The sequence below is a fragment of the Knoellia sp. LjRoot47 genome (assembly GCF_964253435.1).
Lineage (GTDB): Bacteria > Actinomycetota > Actinomycetes > Actinomycetales > Dermatophilaceae > Knoellia.
Genome location: NZ_CAXUQS020000001.1, coordinates 2,811,988 through 2,824,091, shown reverse-complemented (window position 1 = coordinate 2,824,091; position 12,104 = coordinate 2,811,988). Strand labels below are relative to the sequence as shown.

13 protein-coding genes and 1 riboswitch are annotated in these 12,104 nt (G+C 73.7%); all 13 genes read right to left on the bottom strand.

What is annotated here, in order from left to right:
• Positions 1 to 144: 144 nt before the first annotated feature.
• Positions 145 to 594 carry a PH domain-containing protein gene (locus ACSQ11_RS13650; RefSeq protein WP_436006265.1) on the bottom strand — a complete coding sequence of 150 codons (450 nt, stop codon included), beginning with the start codon at positions 592 to 594 and terminating at the stop codon, positions 145 to 147.
• On the bottom strand, positions 591 to 1,436 hold the full coding sequence (gene hisG, locus ACSQ11_RS13645) for an ATP phosphoribosyltransferase (RefSeq protein WP_436006263.1): 846 nt from the start codon (positions 1,434 to 1,436) through the stop codon (positions 591 to 593). The genes ACSQ11_RS13650 and hisG overlap by 4 nt, the downstream gene beginning before the upstream one ends.
• A 14-nt stretch (positions 1,437 to 1,450) precedes the next feature.
• Positions 1,451 to 1,714 (bottom strand): phosphoribosyl-ATP diphosphatase, encoded by a 264-nt coding sequence (locus ACSQ11_RS13640; protein ID WP_147065431.1) that lies wholly within the window; start codon positions 1,712 to 1,714, stop codon positions 1,451 to 1,453.
• Positions 1,715 to 1,739: 25 nt separating this feature from the next.
• On the bottom strand, positions 1,740 to 2,225 hold the full coding sequence (ribH, locus tag ACSQ11_RS13635; protein WP_436006260.1) for a 6,7-dimethyl-8-ribityllumazine synthase: 486 nt from the start codon (positions 2,223 to 2,225) through the stop codon (positions 1,740 to 1,742).
• Positions 2,222 to 3,451 carry a 3,4-dihydroxy-2-butanone-4-phosphate synthase gene (gene ribB, locus ACSQ11_RS13630; protein ID WP_436006258.1) on the bottom strand — a complete coding sequence of 410 codons (1,230 nt, stop codon included), beginning with the start codon at positions 3,449 to 3,451 and terminating at the stop codon, positions 2,222 to 2,224. Before ribB ends, ribH begins: the two co-directional genes overlap by 4 nt.
• Positions 3,448 to 4,149, bottom strand: a complete 702-nt coding sequence (pnuC, locus tag ACSQ11_RS13625) for a nicotinamide riboside transporter PnuC (protein WP_436006256.1) — start codon at positions 4,147 to 4,149, stop codon at positions 3,448 to 3,450. Before pnuC ends, ribB begins: the two co-directional genes overlap by 4 nt.
• Positions 4,146 to 4,805 carry a riboflavin synthase gene (locus ACSQ11_RS13620; protein WP_436006254.1) on the bottom strand — a complete coding sequence of 220 codons (660 nt, stop codon included), beginning with the start codon at positions 4,803 to 4,805 and terminating at the stop codon, positions 4,146 to 4,148. Before ACSQ11_RS13620 ends, pnuC begins: the two co-directional genes overlap by 4 nt.
• Positions 4,805 to 5,830 (bottom strand): bifunctional diaminohydroxyphosphoribosylaminopyrimidine deaminase/5-amino-6-(5-phosphoribosylamino)uracil reductase RibD, encoded by a 1,026-nt coding sequence (ribD, locus tag ACSQ11_RS13615; protein ID WP_436006252.1) that lies wholly within the window; start codon positions 5,828 to 5,830, stop codon positions 4,805 to 4,807. The genes ACSQ11_RS13620 and ribD overlap by 1 nt, the downstream gene beginning before the upstream one ends.
• 120 nt (positions 5,831 to 5,950) lie before the next feature.
• A riboswitch (FMN riboswitch) is annotated at positions 5,951 to 6,081 on the bottom strand.
• A gap of 77 nt (positions 6,082 to 6,158) precedes the next feature.
• Positions 6,159 to 6,710, bottom strand: coding sequence for a pentapeptide repeat-containing protein (locus tag ACSQ11_RS13610; protein ID WP_436006250.1), 552 nt, complete (start codon positions 6,708 to 6,710; stop codon positions 6,159 to 6,161).
• A gap of 11 nt (positions 6,711 to 6,721) precedes the next feature.
• Positions 6,722 to 7,381, bottom strand: a complete 660-nt coding sequence (gene rpe / locus ACSQ11_RS13605; RefSeq protein WP_436006248.1) for a ribulose-phosphate 3-epimerase — start codon at positions 7,379 to 7,381, stop codon at positions 6,722 to 6,724.
• 42 nt (positions 7,382 to 7,423) lie between these two features.
• Positions 7,424 to 8,965: an RsmB/NOP family class I SAM-dependent RNA methyltransferase gene (locus ACSQ11_RS13600; RefSeq protein WP_436006246.1), complete on the bottom strand. Its 1,542-nt coding sequence runs from the start codon at positions 8,963 to 8,965 to the stop codon at positions 7,424 to 7,426.
• Positions 8,965 to 9,933, bottom strand: a complete 969-nt coding sequence (gene fmt / locus ACSQ11_RS13595; RefSeq protein ID WP_436006244.1) for a methionyl-tRNA formyltransferase — start codon at positions 9,931 to 9,933, stop codon at positions 8,965 to 8,967. Before fmt ends, ACSQ11_RS13600 begins: the two co-directional genes overlap by 1 nt.
• 90 nt (positions 9,934 to 10,023) lie before the next feature.
• A complete protein-coding gene (locus ACSQ11_RS13590; RefSeq protein WP_436006242.1) occupies positions 10,024 to 12,075 on the bottom strand; it encodes a primosomal protein N' in 2,052 nt (683 codons plus the stop codon).
• Positions 12,076 to 12,104: the final 29 nt, after the last annotated feature.

The following is a 12,104-nucleotide window of genomic DNA, read 5'->3' as shown; positions in this document are numbered from 1 at the left end:
GGGAGGCGGCCAGTCACCCAGGAGGCGGCCAGTCACCCAGGAGGCGGCGTCGAGATCGGGGAGCCTGCACGATCCGAGCGCGAGAGGGTGCCGTCTGCCCGATCTCGTGGCGGCCCGGGTCCTCGGGTGTGATCAGGCGTGTGGTCAGGAGTGGTCACGAGAGGCGGCGACGAGGTCGGCGAGCCGGTGCGCCTCGGCCCGGGCGTCGGCACCGTCGGCGCGCTGGATCGCCATCACCGGGACCGTCTCGGTGTCGGTGAGGTGCAGGCTGACCCACGGGTCACCCTCGTCGAACGTCACGTCGTCGATCTGCTCCCACCGGATGTGGCGACGCCCGACGAGGTTCTGCACGGTGAGCCCGGCGTCGTCCGGCACCGCCTTGATGGCCGCCCACCGCCACAGCACGAGGGCGAGCCCGATGCCGATGACGGCCATCATGATCCGGTCGGCGACGACCCAGCCCCCGGTCGCGTCCGGCCCCGCCACGAGCAGCGCCAGCGCCACGAACAACACGACCGAGACGACGGCCATGACCGTCGCCATGATGCGCCCGCGCCGCGAGCGGAACGGGCCGTGGGGCAGGACCTCGCTCACAGGCGGCACGCGGCGATGTCGGTGACGAGGATGGCGCGAGCGCCCATCTCCCAGAGCCGGTCCATCACCTGGTTGGTGCCCGAGCGCGGGACCATGGCGCGTACGGCCTTCCACTCGGGGTTCTGCAGGCTGGAGACGGTCGGTGACTCGAGGCCGGGGGTGATCGCGCACGCCTCGTCGACGAGGGCGGCGGGGACGTCGTAGTCGAGCATGACGTAGTGGCGGGCGGTCACGACGCCGAGCATCCGGCGCCGCAGCACGGCGATGCCGGAGTCCTGGTCGCTGCCGTCACGGCGGATGAGCACGGCCTCGCTGCGCAGGATCGGGTCACCGAAGACCTCGAGGCCCTGGCTGCGCAGCGTCGCGCCGGTCTCGACGACGTCGGCGATGACATCGGCCACCCCGAGGGTGATCGCGGTCTCGACGGCGCCGTCGAGGCGCACGACCTCGGCCTGGACGCCGTGGTCGGCAAGGTGCTTCTCGACGAGACCCTGGTAGCTCGTGGCCACCCGGCGACCCGCGATGTCGGCGAGCGTCGACACGGAACCGGGGCGGCCGGCATACCGGAAGGTCGAACCGCCGAAGCCGAGGGCCATGACCTCGGTGGCGGCACTGCCCGAGTCGAGCAGCAGGTCGCGGCCGGTGATGCCGCAGTCGACGGTGCCGGAGCCGACGTAGACCGCGATGTCACGCGGGCGGAGGTAGAAGAGCTCGACGCCGTTGGCCTCGTCGGTGACGACGAGCTCCTTGGAGTCGCGACGGGTGCGGTAGCCCGCCTCCCGCAGCATCTCGGCGGCGGGCTCGGCGAGGGAACCCTTGTTGGGGACGGCAATGCGCAGCATGGGGGGCTCGTGTCTCAGAGGTGGGTGTAGACGTCGTCGAGGGTCAGGCCCTTGGCGACCATGAGGACCTGCAGGTGGTAGAGCAGCTGCGAGATCTCCTCGGCGGCGCGCTCGTCGCTCTCGTGCTCGGCGGCCATCCACACCTCGGCGGCCTCCTCGACGATCTTCTTGCCGATGGCATGCACGCCGGCGTCGAGCTGGGCGACGGTCCCCGAGCCCTCGGGTCGGGTCGCGGCCTTGTCGGTGAGCTCGGCGAACAGCGCGTCGAAGGTCTTCACGGGGACAATCGTACGAGGGGGCGACTCATGCCCCGGACAACGGACGCGGAGCGAGACCCCTGAGTGCGACCGCCGTGGCGACAGCGGCGAGGGCGGCCTCGGCGCCCTTGTCCTCGCCGGACCCGGGCAGGCCGGCGCGGTCGAGCGCCTGCTCCTCGGTGTCGCAGGTGAGGACGCCGAACCCGACCGGCACGCCGGTGCGGGTGCTCACGTCGGTGAGGCCGTGGGTGACGCCGCTGCAGACGTACTCGAAGTGCGGGGTCCCGCCGCGGATGACGACCCCGAGCGCGACGAGCGCGTCGTGGGTCGGGGCGAGGCGAGCGGCGGCGACGGACAGCTCGACCGTGCCGGGCACGCGCACCACCGGCACGTCCGGGAGCCCGGCACCGGCCAGGGCCCGCACCGCACCGTCGATGAGCCCGTCCATGACGACGTCATGCCACGAGGCAGCGATGACGGCGACGCGCAGACCGGTCCCGTCGACCTGGACCTCGGGTGCTCCGGCCTTCATGCGCTCGCCTCCGTGGCGTCGTGGGTGTCGAGGACGAGGTCGTGGCCGAGCCGGTCGCGCTTGGTGCGCAGGTAGGCCGCGTTCGTCGGGACCGGCGCGACCTGGAGCCGCTCGACGGTGGCGACGTCGATGCCGGCGGACCGGACCGAGGCCACCTTGTCGGGGTTGTTGGTGAGCAGGCGCACCGCGTCGATGCCGAGGTCGTGCAGGATCGCCGTCGCCGCGGCGTAGTCGCGGGCGTCGACCGGCAGGCCGAGTTCCTCCTGCGCGGCGACGGTGTCGATCCCGGTGTCCTGCACGGCATACGCGGCGATCTTGTCGGCCAGCCCCACGCCACGGCCCTCGTGGCCGCGCAGGTAGACGACGACACCACCCTCCCTCGCCACACGCGCCTGGGCGCGACGCAGCTGGGGGCCGCAGTCGCAGCGGGCGGAGCCGAAGACGTCGCCGGTGAGGCACTCGCTGTGCAGCCGCGCGAGCACCGGTCCGTCGCCCAGACCGAGAGGGCTCACGAGGGCCAGGTGCTCGTCGCCGGTGAGGGTGTCGCGGTAGGCGTGGATGGTGAACGTGCCGTCGGGGGTGGGCAGCGTCGACGTCGCGTGGCGCCGGACGCGGTCGTGCCGCTGGCGGTGCGCGACGAGCTGCTCGATCGTGATGACCGGCAGGTCGTGATCGGCGCCGAGGTCGAGCACGGCGGGCAGCCGCATCATCGTGCCGTCGTCGTGGGTCAGCTCGGCGATCGCACCGACGGGCTCGAGACCGGCGAGACGGCACAGGTCGACGGCCGCCTCGGTGTGGCCGCGACGGGTGAGCACTCCCCCGTCACGGGCCCTCAGCGGCACGACGTGGCCCGGGCGCACGAGGTCGGCCGCGGTGGTGCCCGGGTCCGAGAGGAGCCGCACCGTGTGCGCGCGGTCGGCCGCGCTGATCCCCGTCGTCACGCCCACGGCCGCGTCCACCGTGACCGTGTATGCCGTCCGCAACCGGTCCGCGTTGTCCCTCACCATGAGCGGGAGGTCGAGCCGGTCGGCCACGGCGTCGGTCATGGGGGCGCAGACGTAGCCCGACGAGTGCCGGATCGTCCACGCCATCCACTCGTCGGTGAGCGTCTGGGCGGCGAGGACGACGTCGCCCTCGTTCTCGCGGTCCTCGTCGTCCGTGACGAGCACCGGTCGGCCGGCGCGCAGGGCCGCGAGGGCCTCCTCGACCGTCGACAGGCCAGTCATCGCACGGCCTCGGTGAGCTCCCGGTCGGGGTCGGCCTCCACGCGGGAGGCCTTGAGCCACACGGTGAAGCCGTAGAGGACCAACGCGCCGTAGACGGCATACAGGACCGCGGAGGGATAGAACTTCGAGTGCCACAGCAGCGGGACCCCGACGAGGTCGACGGCGATCCACATGAGCCAGAAGTCGTTCCAGCCGCGGGCCATCGCATAGGTCGCGAGCATCGAGCCGACGAAGATCCACGCATCGCACCAGAAGTACCAGCGCGGCGCCGGCCAGCCCGCGCCGATCGTCGCGAAGACCCATTGCCCGATGACGAGGCCTGCGGCCCACACCCCGACGTATGCCGTCCGCTCCCGGACCGTGGCCCAGCGCGGCGTGATCGCCGGCGAGTCGGCGCCGCGTGCCTTGCGGTGCTCCTGCCAGCGCCACCAGCCGTAGACGCTCGTGAGGATGAAGAACACCTGGCGCCCGGCCTGGCCATAGAGCGTCTGGTGCTGCGGGTTGGAGAAGGCGACGCCGAAGAAGACGGTGAAGAGCAGGGCGTTGCCGATGATGCCGACCGGCCAGGCCCAGACGCGACGCCGCATGCCACCGATCGCGGAGGCGAACCCGAAGGCGTTGCCGACGACCTCGCGCCACAGGATGTGCGAGCTGCCGATCGTCAGCTGGGCCTCGAAGAGGCGCTCGAGCCAGTTCATGCGGGGACCTCCGTGGTCGTGGTGTTCTCAGTCGTGCGGTCAGGGGTGGCGCGGTGCGCGGGAGAGGTGGAGAGCAGTCGCTCGACGTACTTCGCGAGGACGTCGACCTCGAGGTTGACGGTGTCCCCGACGGCACGGTGGCCGAGGGTCGTGAGCTCGAGGGTGGTCGGGATGAGCGAGACGCTGAAGGTGTCGTCGGTGACGGCCGAGACCGTGAGACTCACACCGTCGACGGTGATCGAGCCCTTGTCGACGACGTAGCGCGCGAGGGCAGGCGGCAGCGTGAAGGTCACGACCTCCCACCGGTCCCCGGGGACACGCTCGAGCACGGTGGCGGTGCCGTCGACATGGCCCTGGACGATGTGTCCGCCGAAGCGGGCCGAGGCCGCCATCGCCCGCTCGAGGTTGACCGGGCTCTGCGGGCCCAGCGCGCCGAGACCAGTGCGGGACAACGTCTCCGCCATGACGTCGACGGTGAACCAGCCCTCCTCGACGTCGTGGTCGACGACGGTGAGACACACCCCGTTGACGGCGATCGACGCCCCGTGGACGGCGTCGCTCGTGACGAGCGGGCCGCGCAGCGTGAGCCGGGCGGACTCCTCGGCGAGGTCGATGCGGTCGACCCGGCCGAGCTCCTCGACGATTCCGGTGAACATCAGCGGGCCTCCTGGAGGGTGGCGGTGATGCGGACGTCGTGGCCGATCATCCGCGTGTCGGTGGGCTCGAGACGCAACGCGTCGTCGATGGTCGTGATGCCGAGGTCGCTCACCGACTGCCGCCCGCGACCGAGCAGGACGGGGGCGACGTAGGCGACGATCTCGTCGACGAGCCCGTCGGCCATGAAGGCCGCGGCGACGGTCGGCCCGCCCTCGAGCCACACGTGGTGGATCCCGCGGTCGGACAGGTGGGTGAGCACCTCGCGCGGCGACCGGGTGCGCAGGTGCACGGTCTCGGCGGAGTCGTCGAGGACGTGGGCCGTCGCGGGCAGGTCGCGCTGTCCCATGACGACCCGCAGGGGCTGGGTGGCGTGGAGGCTGCCGTCGGGGTGTCGGGCGGTGAGTCGGGGGTCGTCGGCGAGCGCCGTGCCCGTGCCGACGACGATCGCCCCGCAGCGCGCCCGGTGCTCGTGCACGTCCTGGCGCGCCTCCGGACCGGTGATCCACATGCTTGTGCCGTCGGCGGCGGCGCTGCGGCCGTCGAGCGTCGTCGCGAGCTTCCACGTGACCCACGGACGTCCCGTGCGGGTGCGGTGCAGCCACGTGCGGTTGAGGGCGATGGCGTCCGCCTCCAGGAGTCCGCCCTCGGTCGCGATGCCGTGGTCGGCCAGCCACGCGGCACCACCGGCGGCCGACGCGTTCGGGTCGCTCACGGCATACACGACTCGCGCCACGCCCGCAGCGGCGAGCGCGTGCGAGCAGGGACCCGTGCGGCCCGTGTGGTGACACGGCTCGAGCGTGACGTATGCCGTCGCTCCCCGTGCGCGGTCGCCCGCCGCCTCGAGCGCGGCGGGCTCCGCGTGGGGTGTCCCCGCACCGCGGTGCCAGCCCTCCGCGACGAGGCTGCCGTCGGCGCCCACGAGGACGCACCCGACCCGGGGGTTGGGGTCGGCCTCAGGTCCGTGAGCGGCGACGCCGAGGGCGCGCAGCATCCACTGCGTGTCCGTCGTGCTCCGCTCCTGCATGCGTCCTGCCCTCGTGCTCGAGACCGTTCGGTCGAGCTCCGGGGGACGTGCGGGCGACGGAGCGCCGCCGACGGGTCACAGCGTGACGTCGGACGGCGCGACCCCTGAGGGGCCTCGCTGTCACGTGCTGCCTACCATCCGGACTCTCACCGTCGGTCTGGGAGTTCCACCCAGTCAACCGGCCGCTGGCTGCGGTCGGGTCGCGGACTGTCACCGCCGGTTCGGAATTGCACCGACCCCGGAGCACGTCCCTTCCAGTATGCCGCAGCCGCCCCCTCGCGCCGAACTCCCGTCCGCCGTGACCTCGCCCACGCCGGGCCCGGGTGGATCAGGTGATGACGACGCCGAAGACCTCGAGCAGGCCCGGGGCCGCGTCGAGGTCGATCCGCGCCCCCTTGAGCCGGGTGTCGCGGGGGTCGAGGGCGAGCCCGCGGGTGCCCCGGAGGTCGGCGTCGCGCAGGTCGGCCCGCGAGAAGCGGGCACCCGAGAGGTCGGACCCGCCGAGGTCGGCGCGGCGCAGGTCGCACTCGCTGAGGTCGACGTCGGTGAGCTGGCAGTCGCGGAAGACGAACCCGCCCAGGTCCAGGCCGGCGAAGGTCGTGCCGTCCAGGCGGCACCTCTCGAACCGGAGCGGCTGCGCGAGCATCGAGCCGGCGCCAGTGGCGGTCCAGTTCACCGCGAGCAGCTTGCAGCCGACGAACGTGCAGTCGACGAAGCGGGTGTCGGTGAGCACCGTCATCGACAGGTTGCAGCTCGTGAACGTGCACTCCTCGAAGACGCAGTCGAGCACCTCGGCGCTCTCCCACGACACCCCGGAGACCTCCTCCCCCACGACCTCACGTCCGCGCAGCACCTCGCCGGGCGCGAGCGACTCGAGCACGCGTTCGCCCATCACGAGTGGGCGTGCGCCGTTGCGAGAGAACGCAGCTCGTCGACCGCGGCCGCGGCCGACTCCGCGCCGTAGACGGCGGACCCGGCGACGAACACGTTGGCCCCGGCCTCGGCGCACTGCTCGATGGTCTTGGCCGACACTCCCCCATCGACCTGGATCCACACCTCACCGCCGTGTCGGCGGACCGCCTCGCGCACCTGCGCCACCTTGGGCATCTGGTCGGCCATGAACGACTGCCCACCGAAGCCGGGCTCGACCGTCATGACGAGCACCATGTCGAGCTCGGGCAGCAGCTCCTCGTAGGGCGCCCACTGCGTCCCGGGCTTGATCGCCATGCCGGCCCGAGCACCGGCGTCACGCAGGGTCCTCGCCAGCGTTCGCGGGTCCCGCGCCGCCTCGACGTGGAAGGTCACCGACTGCGCCCCGGCCTCGGCGTAGGCCGGGGCCCAGCGGTCGGGGTCCTCGATCATGAGGTGGCAGTCGAGCGGGATCGGCGACACCTTGAGCAGCGACTCGACGATCGGCAGCCCGAGCGTGAGGTTGGGCACGAAGTGGTTGTCCATGACGTCGACATGGGCCCAGTCGGCGTTCGAGATCGCGTCGAGCTCGGACTGGAGGTTGGCGAAGTCGGCGGAGAGGATCGACGGTGAGATCTGCACGGCGCTCACCCTAGCGAGGTGCGTGCGACCCCGACCGGGGGCTCAGGCCTTCTTGCGCAGGAGCGTGAAGAACATCGCGTCGGTGCCGTGCACGTGCGGCCACAGCTGGACCTCGGGACCGTCGCCGAGGTCGTGCAGCACTGCACCCGCGGCGTCCCGGAAGAGGTCGCGGGCGTCGACGACCTCGATGTCGTCGCGCTTCTTGAGGACGTCGCGGACGACGAACGTCGTCTCCGCGGGGTGTGGGCTGCATGTCGCATAGCCGACGAGACCGCCGGGAGCCACCGCGTCGAGCGCGCTGCGCAGGAGGTCGCGCTGCAGCGGCCCGAGCTGGGCGAGGTCAGCGGGCTGTCGGCGCCAGCGCGCCTCCGGTCGGCGGCGCAGCGCGCCGAGGCCGGTGCACGGCGCATCGACCAGGACCCGTCCGTATGCCGCGGGCTCGGCCTCGCCGATCTCGCGGCCGTCCGCGGTGCGCACCTCGACCCGCCGTCCGGTCGCGGACGCCCTGGCCGTGATCGGCTCGAGCGTGGTGCGGACGAGCTGGGCACGGTGCTCGCTCACCTCGACGGCGACGAGGTCGGCCTCGGCCTCGAGCGCGAGGGCGCCGAGCACCCCGCTCTTGCCACCCGGCCCGGCGCACAGGTCGAGCCAGCGCTCGGGCACCTCGGCGGTCACCGGGGCCGTGGCGAGGGCGACCGCGAGCAGCTGCGAACCCTCGTCCTGCACGGCGGCGCGGCGCTCACGGATCGCGGCGATGGCGCCGGGGTCACCGGAGTCGAGGACGGCTCCGTAGGGCGAGGTCGCGCTCGCCGTCGCACCGGCCTCGACGAGCTCGTCGACGGTGGCCAGACCCGGGCGGGCGACGAGGCTGACCTTGGCCGGCGTGTTGTCGCTCTCGAGCAACGTGCGCAGCTCACCGTCGACGGTCTCGGCCGTGGCCCGCCCGTGGCCGAGCAGCGCGCCGCGCAGGGCGCTCACGACCCACTCGGGGTGGGAGTACTCCGTCGCGAGCGCCGCCGTGGACCCGCCCTCGGGCACGACGAGGGCCACCCACTCCTCGCGGGTGCGCTCGCTGACCCGGCGCATCACAGCGTTGACGAAGCCGCTCGCCCCGGCACCGCTGACCGTGCGCGCCAGACCCACCGTCTGGTCTGCGGCGGCGTGCGAGGGGACGCGCATCCCGAGGAGTTGGTGGGCGCCGAGCCGCAGGACGTCGAGCACTCCTGCGTCGATCTTCGCGGCCGGGCGACCTGCGGCCTGCACGATGACGGCGTCGTAGAAGCCCTGCATCCGCAGCGTCCCGAAGGCCAGCTCGGTCGCGAACGCCGCGTCCCGGGCGTCGAGTCGGTGGCGGCGCAGGATCGAGGGGAACTCGAGGTTGGCGTAGGCGCCGTCGGCCACCGCACGCAGCAGGGTGTAGGCCGCGAACCGTGCCGGCTCGGCGTGCTTGGCCCGGTCACTGGGACGCTGGCGCGAGCGCTGGGCGCCGCGCTGGCCACCACGTGAGCCGCCCTGACCACCGCCACCACCGCGGCCGCCGCCCTGGGGTCGGCGGGGCTGGCGGGGCGAGTCGGGTGCGGGCATCAGGACAGCGTAGTGGCGGCGGAGAACGCCTCGCCCACGTCGATCCGGACGCCACGGGCCCAGTCGGCGGCCGCCATCGGCTTCTTGCCCTGCGGGCGTACCTCACCGAGCGTCACCGCGCCGGACGCGGTGCCCACGTGGACCGCGCGCTTCGTGGCACGGATCTCCCCGGGGGCGAGCGCCTGCGCGCCCCCGTCACCGGCGACCTCGTCGGCGGGGGCGAGCGCCACCGGGCCCACGCCGAGGCGGTCGCCGCGGAAGGTCGTCCACGCGCCGGGCGCGGGGGTGCAGCCGCGCACCTGGCGACTCACGGCATACGCAGGCTTGGTCCACACGACCTCGGCGTCGGCCGTCGTGAGCTTGGCGGCGTGCGAGACGCCCTCGGCCGGCTGGGGCACTGCGGTGAGGTCACCCGAGGCGAGACCGTCCATCGTCGCGACGAGGAGCCCCGCGCCGGCGCGCGCGAGCCGGTCGAGCAGGGTTCCGGACGTGTCGTCGGGGCGGATCGTCTCGGTCATGAGGCCGAGCACCGGACCGGTGTCGAGGCCTTCCTCGATGACGAACGTCGTCGCACCGGTGGTCTCGTCGCCCGCCATGATCGCGCGCTGCACCGGTGCCGCACCACGCCAGGCGGGCAGAACCGAGAAGTGCAGGTTGACCCAGCCGTGGGCCGGGATGTCCAGGACCTCGCGCGGAAGCAGCGCGCCGTAGGCCACGACCGGGCAGGCGTCGGGCTCCAGCTCGCGCAGCCGCGCCTGGAACTCGGGGTCGCGCGGCGAGGCGGGCGTGAGCACCTCGATGCCGCGTTCGAGCGCCACGGCCTTGACCGGTGACGGGTGCAGGGTGCGGCCGCGGCCCGCGCGGGCGTCGGGCCGGGTGAGCACCGCGACCACCTCGTGGCCGGAGTCGAGCAGCGCCTCCAGCGAGGGCACCGCGGTCTCGGGGGTGCCGGCGAAGACCAGCCTCATCGGGTCTGCCTGCGCTCGCTCGTCACGCGGGCCAGTCTACGAACCGCCCCCGGGCCTCGGCTCGCCCCTCCCGAGGAACCAGGGGTGTGCTCAGGTTGCGGGGTCGCGTGGGTCGAGCCGTGCCGTGAGCGGTGACGTCTCCTTGCGGGCCGACCTGCGGGCCCTCATGGCCGCGACCTCGGCGGCCAGGGCCGGGCCGTCCGCGAGCGACGCGCTGAGGACGAGCCGCTCGGTGTCCTGGTCGACCGGGAGCGGTCCGAGCACCTGCACCGACTCCCCCAGCCGCATCTCGTCGACCGCGGATCTCAGGGCGGCCCGCGCCCCTGTGAGGGTCGCGACGCGCGTCGTGGGCGGCAGGGAGAGCTCGCGGCGCTCGGTCAGCTCGCGCTCGGAGAACCACGCGGGGTCCCAGCGCACGAGGGCCTCGACGGCGGGCACGGTCGTGTGGGTGGGTGCGCCGGCGAGCACCACCACGCCGCCGTCGGCGGCGCCGCGGGTCAGCGCCACCGCACCCATCCACCGGCGCAGCGACTCCTCGGCGGCATCGAGCGAGGGCCGGTCGAGCAGCGCCCACGCGTCGAGCAGGAGGCATGCGGCGTAGCCACCGTCCGCGACCGGCTCCGCACCGGGCGTCGAGATGACGAGGCGGGGCTTGGCGTCGACAGCGTCCACGACGTTGCCGGCTCCCGAGGTGGCGAGCGGGACGCCCGGGAAGGCGCGGCCGAGCTCCTCGGCCGTGCGCCGGGCCCCGACCACCGAGGACCGCAGCCGGGGCGACCCACAGTTCTGGCACTCGAACCGCGTCTCGACGGCTCCACACCAGCGGCAGGTGGGGGGCGAGTCGGGACCGCGCAGCCCCAGCGGACCCGAACAGACGCGGCACCGGGCAGGCCGTCGGCAGTCCTGGCACGACAGCGAGGGAAGGTAGCCGCGCCGCGGCACCTGCACGAGCACCGGTCCCCGCGTCAGGGCCTCCTTGGCCGCCTGCCATGCGGAGGACGGCAGGTGTGCCCGGGCGGCGGCGGGGTCGCGGGCGAGGTCGGACCCCTCACCGGCGATGCGCACGCGCGCCACGACGCGACGCAGGAGGGAGCGGTCGGCCTCGAGCGGGACGACGACACCGTCGGTGCACCACTGCGAGAGCGCGACGGTGCGCGTGAACCCGGCGCTGAGCAGGGCGGCCCCCTCGGCGGCCGCACGGATGCGCGCCACCTCGCGGACCTGGGGGTAGGGCGCGCGCGGCTCGTCGTGCAGGTCGTCGCCGTCGTCCCACCACGCGACCAGCCCGAGGTCGCGCACCGGGGCGAACGCCGCCGCGCGCGACCCCACGACGACCTGAGCGTGCCCGCGCAGCACCTTGAGGTATGCCGTGTAGCGCGCCTGCGGTCCTTGGTCGGCGGTGAGCCGGACGTGGTGACCCTTGCCGAGCCGCTCGGTGAGTGCTGCCTCGACCCGGGCCACGTCGCGGCCGTCCGGGACGACGAGGATGCTGCCGCGGCCACCGGCGAGCGCGGCGGCGGCCGCGTCGGCGAGGAGGCGGGGCCAGTCCTGCGCCGGGTCGACGCTCGGGGCCGCGAGCAGCGACGCGGCGGGTGCCCCTCCCGAGGTGAGGTGCGAGAGGAAGGCCGGCCCGCCGGCATACCGGCTCCAGGCGACCGACTCGACCTCCGCGGGGGCGTCGCAGACCGGGCCCTCCACGGGCAGGGCCTTCTCGGCGGCCGCGTGGCGCGGGGGCACGGCGAGGCGGAGCACGTCGCCGACGACACCGCCATAGCGGCGGGCGACGGCGCGCGCGGCCTCGAGCACCGTGGGAGTGAGGACCGCCTCGGGCGAAACGAGGCGGCGCAGGGTCGCAAGTCGTCCCTCGTGCTCGGCCTCGGCGGCGCGGGACAGCACGAAGCCGTCGAGGTCCTGCCCGGCGAAGCGCACCTTGACCCGCACGCCGGGCACGACGTCGTCGGCCATCGAGGCCGGCACGAGGTACTCGAACGGGCGGTCGAGGTGCGCCAGGCCGGTGTCGACGAGGACGGACGCGACCGGGTCGGTGTCGGCGAGCAGCTCGCCACCGGACTTGGGGCGGGGCCGCGAGCGCGCCGAGGGCTCGATCAGCGCCAGCTGTGTGCCCTCACCCGACTCGGTCATCCCCCGAAACTAGACGACCGCGCGGACAG